Raw genomic sequence first — 13,818 nt, forward strand, 5'->3', positions numbered from 1 at the left:
TCCCTGATCGAAGATTCTACATGTATTTCCATCTTTTCCGGATCTGTCGGATCTATTTCGTAGAAATTTATCTTTTCCTTTGCGAAAATAAGCAGCTTCACTTCGGCTGTTAATTCTTTCTTTGTTGCAAAGGTGGTTTCGGTGACATTACCCGCCTCTCCCATACCCCCGCATGCTGCCTAAGCGTTAGGCCTTGAACGTTAAAGCGCCAAAACTTCGGTGAGTTGACCGGAGAAGGCGGTTTATTGGAATTGAAATCGTTTTTTACGAAGTAGCGTTCTTTTCCCTGCTCGTCTTCTTGCTTAGCTTTTTTTAAAATCTTGGCATCGAAATTTTGGAAGCCCTCTTCTGTCACGATGAATTTGTTTTTCGGCTCCTCGTACTCTGACCAATACGTGAGAGCAATAACAAAAGGCTTTTGGAAATTTGCCTTTTGGAACATCCGCTTTTGCAGCATCTTTTCAATGGCAAGATTCAACAAATTTTCGTTCTCGTCGACGCTTTCTATCCTTGTTTTAATGGGAAATTGGTCGAAATTGTCCGCGTTCCATTCTCTACAGAAATCAAAACTCAACCCAAATCCTTCGGAGTCTTCGAAAATAGTCGCGTGTAAGGCGACGTATATTTTGTTCAAGTCGGCGACAAATGTCTCTAGTTGCGCCGTGATCTCGTCTGCTTTCATATACTTTTCCTAGCTATCGAAAGTTTTTGCCTACACCTGGCCGTGCCTGTTCCCCATACACCACAGCGAATGAATTCCGAAAAACTTATATGTTTTAAAATTTATCAGATTTTTCGTCTGGTGTTTCATGACCTTTTCCTGAAGGTTGAGCTTTTTAGCCGACTTGCATTTCGATTTTAGCGTTTTCTCCCATCTCGAATCTGCATTATTATTTTCGCTCTACATCCTGGGACATTCTTTTTAATTTTCTTCATTTTTATTCGTCTTGATTTCAAGTCCGTCGCGGCATTTCCTTATTATCGTTTATTTCTTATCATATGTCGTAGACGAACAATGAGTCTTCATTTTGTGACAAACCTACATCTTCGTTTAATAATGAAGATAAAAAAACAAGTTATAGACAAAAATGATCAACCGAAAAGTTCTATTCTATCTTGGAAGAGTTTGAAAAAGTCCAGTTTTTCTTCCGAAGCAGAATCGTAATAAACAAGTCTCCGTCTTTTTCAACCGCTCTCGCGTCGTGCCTTAATAAACTTTCACGGTCTGATTCTGAAGCGGATACTTCCAAAACTCGGACCAAACAATAATTAGAACACCGAACCGTCAGAATCTTTTTTGTTTGTAACATCTTGGATTACGGGTAGCAGTCAAATTTTACGTTATGCGCGAAATGTTACAGAATCATTTTCTTGTCTTTTTGTGCGGCATTAATAGTTGGCCATCGAAAAGACAAAACCATACGCGTGGCCAAGGCGAGTATTATCGCAAGCAAGGATGAGACAGGATTTCGTATTATTACTATTTCGTGTAAGGTTTGAGACTATAAGTTATTTCAAAAATACTTTATCTTTACTTAAAATGCGGATGCCATCATTCTAAGATATTTTTGAGGTAACTTCTAATGCTGACTTGTTACAAAAACGTTAGCAAAATTTAAAGATATTAGATCGATTAAATCAATGAAGAAATGAATAAACTCTTCTACTTCACCTTCGAGTTCTTCGATCTCATTGCTATTGAACTGCAATAATGAAACCCTTCCATCCTCGCTATAATCTGCTCCGGCTTTAAATATGCTTCCACCAATTCTGGATCTTCCCATTACTTCATAATAATTCTCATCACCTTCAAGTAGCTCCTCGAACACTTTAAAAGAAATGGCTCTTTCGGTTAATGGGTATGTAATTTCAACATCGAGATGCTGGGAATCTGATGAAATTAAAGATTTTGTATCTTTTGAAAAAAGAACAGTGCCGTACTCGGTTGTATCATCAAGTTGACAAAAAAAATATAAAATTCCTTCTGATGCTATTTCATTATCAAATTCACCGAGATTCAATTGACATAAAAAAGGAATGTCATAGCCGTTTGCATTTTTAGGATAAGGTAAGCTCTCAGGCAAATCTGGCTTTCCTCCTAATTTTGATTTCCCCAATTTTCGTTCGCTTACCGGATCAAAATTCAGACCAATTGCATTCATTTTTTATTTTCCTAATAATGGAGTTTAGAATTCATTAATGTTGTAAGGAACTTCAAATCTTATACAATTTGGCTTTAGAGCTTCTATTTTTTCTTTAGCAGCTTTGTTGAAATATACCGTCGTACTTCTGTCCGCGTGGAAACATATTACTTCCTTTTGTAAAGGGAATTTTAATTGCTCAGAGCATTTAAAAAGCCAAAAATTAAAATTTCTTTTGGTAGGTTTATGATTTAAAATAACAGGTAACGCTTTAAAATCTTGAAACCCAAGTTCTTCAAGAATAACAAGTATTGGTTCGGACATGAGAAGGCAACCATCCGTAATAGGATCCATTGCAACAGGGTCAGAGGTTTTAGGGTTTTCTTTATTTGTCATTTCTATCCCAAGAATCTCGCGCTCTATTCTACCTTTTAATTTGATACTTTCACTTAATTCTCCAGAAATTCCTCGGAGAATACCGATATCCTTTTCTTTAATGTATAGATGTTCAAGGCCATACAGTTGATTTATTCCAAAATATTCTTTTGCCATAACATTCTTCCTTTAACCCTAAGGTCATTTGTTTGAACATAAGTTCCGCAATTCATTTGGAAGTCAACTTTTCAAAAATTGAAAATGGTGTAAATTGTGATGTCGCAACTCTTTTGAAAGTATAGTCGCATTAAATTTAAAAATAAAGATTCGATCTCTTAAGAATATCGCTTGAACTTGAAAGCATATGTTGTACGGCTCCATTATGCGACATTGTAAAAAGGAAATCGGAGAAAATGAATGGAACGAAAAAATGTGAAATCCAAGAAAGAATTCAAATTCTTTCTGATGGAATTGATTGAAGATTACCGACAAAACAAAGAAATGTGGGAGTGCTGCGATATTGAAACGTTTTTAGAAAATATACTTGCGTATTCCGAGGATATTATCGGGTTTTATAGAAACTCAAATCCGGATCTAAATCCTGAGATAGCGAGTTGGCAATTGTTCGCTGATATTTTATGTGGGGCAAGAATCTATGAATAAAAGAATCAGAGCTTGTCCCAAAACCTTAAAAAAATCAGCACAATCATATCATAAATTCGTAATATAGAGTGAGAATTCCCGCAGATCATGTTCCTTGGACAGTTTATCGGTTTTCAAATGGACCTATTGTTGGAACACTCCCGTAGAAGTCTCCTCCATCCTAAGTTTTGGGACAAGTTCTAAATTTAACTGCGGCTAATTGAGAAATTGATTTTTGTTAAATTTTTGATTTAACGGTTCAATAGCCTATTAATAAGATAAAAATAAATTTCATTAGTCGCAATTCAATGGGCAGGGACTTGTCACGACAGAATTTTTCCAAAAAGTCAAATCATTCCGGGTTTGGGACGGACTGAAAATTTTTAGGAATATCCATTTGATTTCAAAAAATTCTTGCCCAACCTTGATAAAAATCTATCCATAACTCCGGAGAATTTTATGCCAGAATCCTACGATCTCACTGTTATCGGAGCGGGCCCAGGAGGCTACGTCGCCGCAATCCGGGGCGCTCAACTAGGAATGAACGTATGTATCGTCGAAAAAGAAAGGCCGGGTGGAATTTGTTTAAACTGGGGTTGTATCCCGACAAAGTCTCTCTTGGAATCGGCTCATCTTTTAGATAAGATACGTTCCGCAAAAGATTTCGGAATCGATCTCTCCGGCGCGAAACCCGATTTTCCCGCAATCATTCGACGTTCCAGAAACGTCGCAGACAGTATGGCTTCGGGCGTGGAATTTCTGTTAAACAAAAATAAGGTCACCCGTAAAAAAGGAAGCGCAGTATTCAAAGATTCGAATACAATTTGGCTTCCAGATACTTCCAAAGAAGAAATCACTTCCAAACATTTTATCCTCGCCACCGGAGCAAGAGCCAAAGAACTTCCCGGTTTACCTTTTGACGAAACCACGGTCCTTTCCTCAAAAACTGCGATGATTCAGGAAAAAATTCCGGAATCTCTTTTGATCGTAGGTGCAGGCGCGATTGGGGTCGAGTTCGCAGACTTTTACTCTACGATGGGAACAAAGGTCACGTTAGTCGAAATGATGGATCAAATTCTTCCCGTAGAAGATAAAGAGATCTCTGCATTTTTAGAAAAGTCTTTCGTTAAAAGAGGAATCCGAGTCCTCACCGGAGTTGGAGTTTCCAACGCCGCGGTTGAAAACGGAAAAGTAAAAGTTCTTCTGAAAGGAAAAAACTTTCCAGAAAGCGGCGAAATATTGGAGACCGAGAAAATTCTGGTTTCCATAGGTCTCGTTCCGAACACGGACGCGATGAATCTGGAAGAGATCGGCGTCTTTTTACAAAAAGGTTTCGTAAAAACGGACTTTCAATACAAAACGAGTGTTCCTCATATCTATGCGATCGGAGATTGTAACGGCCCTCCACTTCTCGCACACGTCGCGTCTATGGAAGGTATTAAGGCCGCCGAAGCGATCTCGATTCTCTCAGGAAATCCGCACCTTCTCAACTATCTTCCGATCAATTACGATGCAATTCCGGGTTGTACGTACTGCCATCCCGAAATCGCTTCCATCGGATTCACCGAAAAAAAAGCGATCGACATGGGCTACACGATCAGTGTCGGAAAATTTCCTTTTATCGCCAGTGGTAGGGCCAAAGCGATGGGAGACACGGGAGGTTTTACGAAAGTGGTCGTGGATAAATCTTCCGGAGAAATTTTAGGAGCACATCTCATTGGTCCCGGGGTTACGGAACTTTTACCCGCAGTCGCTCTTGGTATCACTCAGGAACTGACCGCGAAAGAAATCGCATCCACAATCTTTGCACATCCCACACTTTCAGAAACCGTGATGGAATCCTTCGGCGCGGCTTTGGGAGAGGCAATCAATCTCTAGTGAATCAAATTCCCAGTCAGCAAGATATCCGTTTTGCTGACCTGAAACTCCGCGGGAAGTTGGGAATTGAGTGAAAGTAAAGAAGGATCTATATCGTGAAATTTCCCGTTTTTTACATCGAAGAAATGATAATGATCCACGATATTACTATCATAGACCGATTTTCCCAAACAGGAAAATTTGAATTCTCTCAAAAGACCGGCTGAAACGAGAATATTGAGCGTATTATAAACCGTTGCAAGACTCATCTTAAAAGAACGACTATCAACCCATTCTTTGACTTCTTCGGCGGTGGGATGATCGGCTTCGCAAAGAACATACCGACAAATCGAAATTCTCTGCATGGTAGGTTGGATGGAAACGGATTTCAATCTCTGTTCGATCTCCGTCGGGGTAAGACATTCTTTTTTAGCGAATAACGCTTCCATTCTTCTTAAAATCCCGTTTTGGGAACCCTCTTCCCATAAGACATCCATAAAGCACCTTTTCGCACAATTTTATTCGCATTTCGTTACGTTCAAATTCCAAAAAATCCAGATACTTGAGCAATAGATAATTTCCGTGCCTAAAAGCGAATTGTGCTAAAATTCAAGGCGTACGAATCAGTGCTACTTAAAGTCTGTCGAGCGATCATAGAAGCGATGCAGCTTGAGTTTAACAAAAATGTAGGGTTTTAGATGTTAATAGATAGTTCTGTAAAATCCTAAAATCAAGTTTACATAAATAAATTTTGCAAACGATCCATCCAATAGTTTGAACAGAAAACGTTTTGAAACCTTGCTTAGACCTACTATAATTTCGATTTTTTTATTTTATAATCCGATCCCTAACTTAAATACGAAAAATTTTGGCATTTTTAAATACCGTAAACCGTTGGCTATAATAGAGTTATTGAAAAATTCCATTGTCTAGATTAACAAAACTGCTTCGATCGATCGTTTCCATGAAACGGGAATCAATGAAGAATTCATTTTTCAACAACTCGAATACATCCCTATGAAGCGTCGAGGTTATCCGTATGAAGGTAAAGTTCGTTCTGTGTTTTTTGATTCTAATTGCATTGGTCTCCGCCTGTGAGAAAAAGGACGACTCCTCGGAGGAAGACCTTCTACTTGTATTAACGACGCTGCAACCTCCGGATCAAGTGTCGAGCTACGATCGAGACGTACAAATCATTACCCGTACCACGCAAGGATTTCCGATTACTTGTGATGTGGATTATACCGAGGAGGATCTCAATTATTACGTGGAAATGTTAAAAACGGAAATAGCCAGATATCCAAGGGGTTATTGGATCAAAGCAGGCGTGGAAAGCGTTACGCTTTGTAGAAATTTAAAGGTTTTGGGCGGGTTCTCCCTTGGAGCGACTAACTTTACCGGTTCCATGTTTTTGAATGTACAAGATCGAATTGCATCCTATGACCGCGCTAGGATATTCGATGATAGCACTGGCACCTGGATAAATTACCTTGATTCTGATCTTGGTTCTGATTGGGATCCTCGGGGTACAATCCATCACGAACTAACACACGCAGTGGATCATCACGTCCCAGGTTTTATCACGTTTTTCGATCCGGAATGGGACAAGTTGAATTATCCCGGATTTCAATACGGAAATAGCTTTGATCCCAAAAATCTTCCTGCTCCTAAGATCAACCCTGTTTCCGGTTTGGTATCCTATTACGCGACAGCGAGTCGTATAGAAGACCGAGCTGAAATTGGAAGGGCAATTATGGCACGTCGGAGTACGTACAACCGATTGGTTCGAATCTGCCAAACCGATCCAATCGTTGCAGCAAAAGTACGTAAAACGGTTTCCGAATGGAACCAGTTCTGGCCCTTTCCAGGTGCGGAAAATACGGAGTGGAAAACAAGAATGATCCAAGCAGAACAGGATTGCCGATGAGGTGATCAACGAACAAACGCGTGCTCCACAAGGACTGATGACATGTCGCATGCCGCTCTACAAAAGACAGTTTTGAGACGGGCTTTTAGTTGTGAGCTTGTTCCCAAACTTCAAAACTGTAGGAACTCTTACTAGGTTTAACAGCCAAAAGGTGATTTTAAAAACATAAAACCCCCCAAAGAGTGCCAAATGAAAAAGAATTCGCCGAAAAAAAAGAGAAAGACAGTCTTTTTACTTTAACTCTTTCTTCCAAATTCTGAGAATGTCTAAAAATTCTTCAGATGATACGAGCAATGAAACAAAAACTTACATCCGTCCTTCTGGCGATCCTTCTCACCCTACCCACAGCGACGCTTTTAGCGGACGAACCGATTGGGAACACACAAAATACCGTTCAGACCCAGGACTCTTCTCATACGCAAGAAGATTCCTCCGGTAATCATGAAGAGGGGGAAGACCTTCCGTATTGGAGCGTAATTCCTTTCGTTCTTATACTTTTGTGTATCGCACTCTTACCAATCGTTTCGCAGACTACCTCTCATTGGTGGGAAAGCAACACGAACAAACTGATCCTCGCGCTTGTTTTGGCGGCGGTTTCGTTTATCATCTTGGTTCTGCACGGATGGTTCGGTAAAATCGTTCATACTCTTGTGTTCGAATATGTTCCATTTATCATTCTTCTTGGAGTACTCTTTTACATTTCAGGCGGAATCCGTTTAAAAGGAGATATCGAAGCAACACCTTTGAACAACACGATCTTTTTGATCATCGGAACCTTTCTTGCATCCTTTATCGGAACCACAGGAGCTTCCATGCTTCTAATTCGCCCGATTTTGAAAACGAACTCGGAAAGAAAGCACGTGGTTCATACCGTTGTCTTCTTTATCTTTTTGGTTTCGAACATCGGAGGTTCCTTAACTCCTCTGGGAGATCCCCCTTTGTTTTTAGGTTATCTGATCGGAGTTCCGTTCACTTGGACATTTAAGCTTTTACCGGAATTACTCGTTGCGAGTATTCTTCTTTTGATCCTTTATTTTATCTGGGATACGATCGTTTACAAAAAAGAAAGCGTTAAAGATCTCAAGAAAGACCACGTTCATAAAGAAAAGATCAGCCTGGAAGGTCAGGTAAATTTCATCTGGTTACTTGGAGTTGTTTTGTCGGTTGCATATTTGAATCAAAATTACATTCCTGCGATCAATGAAAATCCGTACATCGCATTTATCAGAGAAGGAGTTTTGATCGGTCTGATTTTCGCTTCCAAATTTACGACCAAAGGCCACGTTAGAGAACATAATAAATTCACTCTTCATCCGATCCAAGAAGTCGCCTATCTATTCATCGGAATTTTTATCACGATGATTCCGGCACTCATCCTTTTGGAACACCACGGAAAAGAACTAGGAGTTACCGAAACTTGGCAGTTCTTCTGGGTGACCGGGATTTTCTCGGGAGTTTTGGATAACGCACCGACTTATCTTACCTTCTTATCTTTGGCGAAAGGAACTCTAGGTATGACCAACGTGGCTCAGATTCTCGCAGATCCACACGCGGAAAGCATTTTAAAAGCGATTTCGGTCGGAGCCGTGTTTATGGGAGCGCTCACTTATATCGGAAACGCTCCTAACTTTATGGTAAAGTCCGTCGCGGAGGAGAACAAAGTAAAGATGCCGAGCTTCGGTGGATACATACTTTATTCTTTTGGAATATTGGTTCCCACTTTTCTGCTTCTCACGTTCATCTTTTTCCGCTAAAAAACTTGCGAGTCCCTCTCTTTCCGAGAGGGACGATCGTAATCTACTAAAAACTGTTTCCTTTTTTGGAATTTGCTCCGTTGAATAGAACTTATATAAAAAATTTGAGTTCCGAACAAGCTCCATGGTAAGTACAGAAAAGTTAAGAGCCCGATATTTTTTTGAGATACGTTTCAGTTTTTCTTTAAGTCTTCCGGGGGAAAAAAAATCACCGAATCAATTCGTTTTCCCTTTTCGGATTCGATATAATTCACTTCGATCTTTCTTTCCGCAGCAGGTTCATATAAAATGAGAGCCGATATCATATCGTAAACGGTTAAAGAATAATCGATCGCAGTAATAACTGCTTGAAACGCTAAAAATCTGGATTTGGCCACAGGTTTAACTTCTCTTTCTTTTCCCGCCGCCATCCATTTGTAAATTCGAGTGGAACGATTGACATTTTTGAGATATTCCAAATCAATCTTCGCTTCTGGAAGGACTGCTTCGATTTGACGAAAAGCGACCTTAATCGGGATTCTCTTTTCCCTGGATTCCCTCAAAGCCCCGGAAAGTTGTAAATCAAATGTGTCATCGTCCAAATATTCGATTTCGTTACAGTTCGCAAAAACCGTGTTACAAATATCTCCATATTTATGATGAACGAAATACACGAGAAAGACATTTAACGTTTCTGGATGATACAAAACCTTTGCGTGATAGTCTGCAGTATTTCTATAATAGATTTTCCTATAAATTCTTTTAAAAACATTCCAACCTACAAGACCTACGTCTTTGAGAAAAGGAGGATCGGGAAGTTGAAACGAACGAATCGCGATATGCAGTTTTTCAATCGCAACCTTACCGTCTCGTTTGGAAATTTCTTCCAGAACAGTTCGAATATCCTCTAAATCTTCGGAATCAATCTTCCGAGGAGAATCGGACGTATCGATCAAAATCTTTCCTGCGTTTTCGGACATGAAACCTGTGATCTTAGATCGAACACCTTCGGAAAGAAGTTCCTCCAATTTGAGGGAAATACAATCGCTAGGATGACAGGATATCTGTTCGGTATAAATCGAATCGGATTTCGAAACCAGAGGACTTTCCGAATATAAAAATGGAAACGAGGAAAAAACAAACGTAAGAAAAGAAAAAGGGATGATCGGGGAAAAACGTTTTAACATTCTTTTTAAAAATCCTACAAGAAATTGTTGGTGGATTTTCCTCTTCAGACCAGAAACGTAAGGACTTAACTAATTTCGTCTCTATAATCCATAACCAGGTACATTAGAGTTTCCTGATCCGTTGGGTTGGAATATTCGTGAGGAATATCGGCTCTGAAAAAAACGGAATCTTTCGGTTCCAGTTCCACAACTTTTTCGCCGACTCGAAGACGAAGTTTACCGGAAACAACAACGATATTTTCGGTAGTCCCGGACGAGTGGGGTTCTGCAACTTCGATTCCACCCGGTTTTAAAATGAGTTCGTAAAATTCGGTTTTTCGATTTCCGTTATAGGGGAAAAGAGCACGGCTGGAGAAAACTTTCGAACTGGAAAACAAAACCTTGGTGTTCTCCGCCTTCATCACGATCACACCTTCGGAGCCTTTTTCCTTGAGAAGCTCACTAAAAGGAACATTAAGACCGTTTGCAATTTTCCAAAGAACGGAAATTGTCGGAACACTTTTGCCCTGCTCAATCTGTGAAAGCATAGCCCGACTCACACCACAACGGGAAGCCAGTTTATCCAAGGAGAACCCTTTTGTGTGGCGAATCAGTTTGAGATTTTCTTTAACAACTTCGGTGATATGCTCGCTAGAGGGAGACTCTTTATCTGTTTCCAATCCTTCCATAGCTGGGTTCATCTCCCCTTTTTGTCTAATATAGCAGAATTTTGTCAATCTAAAACTATCTCTTGGAAAAATAGACTCCAATAATAATCACGATTCTTATAAGCTAGATTATAATTACTAAAAGGGAAGAATATAAAACGCATACCACACGAAGGAATCACCCAAAGCCTACGCGGGCTACTCTACCAAAACGTATCGAATTAGAAACTCCCGCGACCACGAAGTGGAAGAATCTTTTTAGAGGAAAATTTAAAACGAGAGCAAAGAGTGCTCAAACCCAAGGCGGCCCGAAAATCCGGTTTCGTCTAACGGAAGTTCGCGAGAATGAATTTTCTTTCGATCTTACCCGGCTTCCTTTTTGCAAATTAGAATTCAGACACAAACCATTTATTTTTTCAAAAAAATCATAAACCGACAAACGCGAACAAGTGTCAAAGAATCTTAGATGAACTCTAATACAAAGAATCGGGATTTTACGGAACATTCCAACTTTACAATCGGAAATAAAAAAATAGAATGAAACTTTAATCCTCGAAAAAAAGGCTATGAAACCGAAATCTATATTCGCAAAGTTACAAGCTGAAGAAAATACAGGATTCCTTTTTTGGCAGATCACAAACCTTTGGCAAAAAAGATCCGTGAAAACCTTTTGGTCTGACGTACGTTCAATTCTTGCTTTTGGAATATTGGTTCGAGGAAACCTCCCAAAAGGCGACTCAAATGTATCTTGCCGAACACGCAAAAACAAACGTAATGATGACCTCAGAAGTTTCAAATCAAAAAGCTTCTTACGAGACAACCCGATCCCGAAAATTCCAGAGCGAACTGTTTGTTTCTCACACCAGAAGAAAAAGAATTGGTGGAAAAGGCGCAGACAAACTTTTCCTTTCCATTCTCAAAGGACGAAAAAAACTTCAGAAGCTCTCTTTTGGATCTAAGACAACAGAATGTCCGAAACACATTTGAATATTAGAATATTCTACGAAAACGAATCCTTTCTTTTTGCCGAAAAACCTTCCGGAATCCCGGTTCACGCAACCAAGGATTCCAAACGAGAAAATTTTGCGGATCGGCTGCAAAAACAACTTTCCCTTGAATATCTGCGAACCGTAAATCGGTTGGATCTGGACACGAGCGGTCTCGTATTTTTCTGCAAAGATCCCGGCAAAAATCAGGAAGCAGATCGCATCTTAAAAACCTCAGAAAAGATTTATCTCTGCGTAGTGGATGGAATTGTGGAAGAGGAACATTTCATCGAAACCTGTTATATCAAAGACGGGAATAAAAAAGTTCGTAAAGTATTTTCAGGAGGAAACAAAGCTGTTACGGAATTTTTAATTTTAAAAAGAAATCTGAAAGATTATTATTCGGTGTTACTCGCAAAACTTCATACGGGAAGGAGACACCAGATTCGATTTCACTTGAGTGAAAAAGGTCATCCGATTGTAGGTGACCATGTTTACGGTAAATCATTCGATTTGAATTCCACAACAACGAGAAAACCAATGGGAACTTCACCTTCCGATAATAGGAATATTTCCAATCTACAAAAACGAAATTCTCTTAATAAAGAAACAAGCACAGTCCCTATCGGAGCCAAACAACAAGTTCCTTTTGCAAAACGTTCTCTCTTACACGCGATAGGAGTTTCCTTCAAAAATGAGGACGGTCATGAAGAAAGAATTTATTGTCCCCCTCCTACCGACTTTCAAAAGTTCCTGGAAGGAATTTTTTTGGACTCTTCTATTTTTTCCAAATTCACGTCAAATTAACATGAGTTCGAAACGCAAAAGTAATTGCACAATTATATTTCGATTCATTGAGTTCCCCGTTTCTCGAACTCCCGAAAGCGACGTAAAAAACACTTTGCAATTTTGTATGGATACTCCCAATCGAAACAAAACTAAAACTAACTTTGAACGTTGGGTGTTCCGCTTATTATTACAAACCGCATCTTCAGATCCCTTACGTTCGTAAAAAAGAAAATGGAGGAATGGCTCTTCAGAATCCAAGTCGAATAAAAATCATTCGTGCAGATCTTTTTTCAGCCAAAGTCTTCGAGGAATCACTATCATACTTCAAAAAATTGGAAAATAATCTCAGGATCCTGATCTGCAAAATCTTCTCAAACTTCAAAAGGAATTTTGGATTGGACTTTTCCGGATTTTTTTTGGAATACGCTTTAAACAGGAAGAATCTTCTTTTGCTTCTAAGTTTCTAAATACTCGATTTCGGTTAATATCCAAGAACGATCTCAAAAAAGCATCAGTTTCATCTTGGAGGATGAATCGGCACCGATCGTTTTCCTTGTAAGCGCTTGGACTTGGACAGAAATTCTTTTCCGGAAATGCTTGAACATTTGAAAAAATTTTAATTTGTCTTTCAATCAAAACGAACGTTTATAGCTTTCCCGTTCAATTCATCAAGGTTAGGAGAAATATGTAATTTAGAACATCAACTCGAATTACTACTCGGATGTATGAAAATGGTACCAAAATTAAGGGACGATTTTTGCAAAGATATAGAAGTTCTCACAAAATTTCACCGAATCTAAAATCGTTGGCTTTTTTGAAGAAGATCTAACATTCTAACTTTTGAAATAAATTTGTTACAATATTCTTTTCACGCGTCCGAGTAGTAAGTAACCCAATTTGAAGTTAACTTGTCTTATATTCATTTTGAAATAAGAACCTTTCCCAAAACCTTAGTTACGATAATTCAGTAAGTTCGTAATAAAATATAGAAGTTGCCACCAATTACGCCCCTTTGATAGTTTACAAGCTTTCGAGCATATTCTATAATTTTTAAGTTTTCGTCGAGGTTCCTATATTCTGATGTTTTTGGACAGGCCTAAGATAAGATTGATCGGTCCATTATAATTCCATTATTTAAACCCTGATCACGCCGATCCCAATGGAATCAAATACATTACATTTTCCTTGTTAAAAAACATTTAATTTTAAAATTCCGCACTTTTTTAATTGACAAAAAACTATTTTAGGACTGAGTCAAAATTTTTTTGTTATCAATATAAAATCTTATCATAAAAAGTAAATTTACTGATTTTATGAAAACAAAAGACTACATTTAAACTTATATTAATCGTTCTAAGTCTTTTTAGTATTCCATTTTAATTGTAAGTCCCGCGGAAATCCTAGTGAAACGGATGTTTTATACTCCTAACAGGAGTCCAATAAAAATCTAAGATCAGGAAATCCATCCATCAACAGTATCAGAGAAACTTTAACTATCCGCAAACAATCCCGCAAAGTAAGGGTGCAAATTTTT

At 38.9% G+C, this 13,818-nt stretch carries 11 protein-coding genes and 1 pseudogene; 6 read left to right on the forward strand and 6 right to left on the reverse strand.

From position 1 onward, the window contains the following. Window positions 1-109: 109 nt before the first annotated feature. The 3 genes from LEP1GSC190_RS11785 to LEP1GSC190_RS11795 all read right to left on the reverse strand — a co-directional run bounded on the left by LEP1GSC190_RS11785 (window position 110) and on the right by LEP1GSC190_RS11795 (window position 2,693). Window positions 110-682 carry a hypothetical protein gene (locus LEP1GSC190_RS11785; RefSeq protein WP_002764246.1) on the reverse strand — a complete coding sequence of 191 codons (573 nt, stop codon included), beginning with the start codon at window positions 680-682 and terminating at the stop codon, window positions 110-112. A gap of 898 nt (window positions 683-1,580) precedes the next feature. Beyond that, window positions 1,581-2,162, reverse strand: coding sequence for a DUF1963 domain-containing protein (locus LEP1GSC190_RS11790; RefSeq protein WP_002764197.1), 582 nt, complete (start codon window positions 2,160-2,162; stop codon window positions 1,581-1,583). A 24-nt stretch (window positions 2,163-2,186) separates the two neighbouring features. Then, entirely contained in the window at window positions 2,187-2,693 is a 507-nt protein-coding gene (locus LEP1GSC190_RS11795) for a hypothetical protein (protein ID WP_004280797.1), read from the reverse strand. A gap of 240 nt (window positions 2,694-2,933) precedes the next feature. Between LEP1GSC190_RS11795 and LEP1GSC190_RS11800 the strand changes: the two genes are divergently transcribed. Continuing rightward, window positions 2,934-3,179, forward strand: a complete 246-nt coding sequence (locus LEP1GSC190_RS11800; RefSeq protein ID WP_002764248.1) for a DUF7660 family protein — start codon at window positions 2,934-2,936, stop codon at window positions 3,177-3,179. A gap of 438 nt (window positions 3,180-3,617) precedes the next feature. After that, window positions 3,618-5,036, forward strand: a complete 1,419-nt coding sequence (lpdA, locus tag LEP1GSC190_RS11805; protein WP_002764206.1) for a dihydrolipoyl dehydrogenase — start codon at window positions 3,618-3,620, stop codon at window positions 5,034-5,036. On the opposite strand, the gene perRB is transcribed toward lpdA, so the two are convergent. Beyond that, window positions 5,033-5,512 (reverse strand): peroxide-responsive transcriptional repressor PerRB, encoded by a 480-nt coding sequence (gene perRB, locus LEP1GSC190_RS11810; RefSeq protein WP_002764238.1) that lies wholly within the window; start codon window positions 5,510-5,512, stop codon window positions 5,033-5,035. The genes lpdA and perRB overlap by 4 nt on opposite strands. Window positions 5,513-6,054: 542 nt before the next feature. Here perRB and LEP1GSC190_RS11820 point away from each other — a divergent pair. Both LEP1GSC190_RS11820 and LEP1GSC190_RS11830 read left to right on the forward strand, forming a co-directional pair. Then, entirely contained in the window at window positions 6,055-6,942 is an 888-nt protein-coding gene (locus LEP1GSC190_RS11820; RefSeq protein WP_004280756.1) for an LIC13305 family lipoprotein, read from the forward strand. Between the two features lie 293 nt (window positions 6,943-7,235). Beyond that, window positions 7,236-8,696 carry a sodium:proton antiporter gene (locus LEP1GSC190_RS11830; RefSeq protein WP_002764193.1) on the forward strand — a complete coding sequence of 487 codons (1,461 nt, stop codon included), beginning with the start codon at window positions 7,236-7,238 and terminating at the stop codon, window positions 8,694-8,696. A 173-nt stretch (window positions 8,697-8,869) separates the two neighbouring features. On the opposite strand, the gene LEP1GSC190_RS11835 is transcribed toward LEP1GSC190_RS11830, so the two are convergent. Together LEP1GSC190_RS11835 and LEP1GSC190_RS11840 are read right to left on the reverse strand one after the other, a co-directional pair. Beyond that, entirely contained in the window at window positions 8,870-9,862 is a 993-nt protein-coding gene (locus tag LEP1GSC190_RS11835; RefSeq protein ID WP_002764227.1) for a hypothetical protein, read from the reverse strand. Window positions 9,863-9,927: 65 nt separating this feature from the next. Then, the gene (locus LEP1GSC190_RS11840) at window positions 9,928-10,542 is read right to left on the reverse strand and encodes a helix-turn-helix domain-containing protein (RefSeq protein WP_086004818.1); all 615 of its coding nucleotides are present in this window, start codon (window positions 10,540-10,542) and stop codon (window positions 9,928-9,930) included. A 533-nt stretch (window positions 10,543-11,075) separates the two neighbouring features. Between LEP1GSC190_RS11840 and LEP1GSC190_RS21130 the strand changes: the two are divergent. Both LEP1GSC190_RS21130 and LEP1GSC190_RS11860 read left to right on the forward strand, forming a co-directional pair. Beyond that, window positions 11,076-11,503 (forward strand): annotated as a pseudogene (locus tag LEP1GSC190_RS21130) (MarR family winged helix-turn-helix transcriptional regulator). Then, on the forward strand, window positions 11,478-12,302 hold the full coding sequence (locus LEP1GSC190_RS11860) for a pseudouridine synthase family protein (RefSeq protein ID WP_002764199.1): 825 nt from the start codon (window positions 11,478-11,480) through the stop codon (window positions 12,300-12,302). Before LEP1GSC190_RS21130 ends, LEP1GSC190_RS11860 begins: the two are co-directional and overlap by 26 nt. The last annotated feature ends 1,516 nt before the right edge of the window (window positions 12,303-13,818 follow it).

It is taken from the genome of Leptospira mayottensis 200901116, assembly GCF_000306675.2.
Lineage (GTDB): Bacteria > Spirochaetota > Leptospiria > Leptospirales > Leptospiraceae > Leptospira > Leptospira mayottensis.

Bases quoted from the DNA above. Each gene is read 5' to 3' on its own strand.
- perRB (WP_002764238.1), bottom strand. From the start codon at position 5,512: ATGGATGTCTTATGGGAAGAGGGTTCCCAAAACGGGATTTTAAGAAGA.
- LEP1GSC190_RS11860 (WP_002764199.1), top strand. From the start codon at position 11,478: ATGTCCGAAACACATTTGAATATTAGAATATTCTACGAAAACGAATCC.
- lpdA (WP_002764206.1), top strand. From the start codon at position 3,618: ATGCCAGAATCCTACGATCTCACTGTTATCGGAGCGGGCCCAGGAGGC.
- LEP1GSC190_RS11795 (WP_004280797.1), bottom strand. From the start codon at position 2,693: ATGGCAAAAGAATATTTTGGAATAAATCAACTGTATGGCCTTGAACAT.
- LEP1GSC190_RS11835 (WP_002764227.1), bottom strand. From the start codon at position 9,862: ATGTTAAAACGTTTTTCCCCGATCATCCCTTTTTCTTTTCTTACGTTT.
- LEP1GSC190_RS11790 (WP_002764197.1), bottom strand. From the start codon at position 2,162: ATGAATGCAATTGGTCTGAATTTTGATCCGGTAAGCGAACGAAAATTG.
- LEP1GSC190_RS11800 (WP_002764248.1), top strand. From the start codon at position 2,934: ATGGAACGAAAAAATGTGAAATCCAAGAAAGAATTCAAATTCTTTCTG.
- LEP1GSC190_RS11820 (WP_004280756.1), top strand. From the start codon at position 6,055: ATGAAGGTAAAGTTCGTTCTGTGTTTTTTGATTCTAATTGCATTGGTC.
- LEP1GSC190_RS11830 (WP_002764193.1), top strand. From the start codon at position 7,236: ATGAAACAAAAACTTACATCCGTCCTTCTGGCGATCCTTCTCACCCTA.
- LEP1GSC190_RS11785 (WP_002764246.1), bottom strand. From the start codon at position 682: ATGAAAGCAGACGAGATCACGGCGCAACTAGAGACATTTGTCGCCGAC.
- LEP1GSC190_RS11840 (WP_086004818.1), bottom strand. From the start codon at position 10,542: ATGAACCCAGCTATGGAAGGATTGGAAACAGATAAAGAGTCTCCCTCT.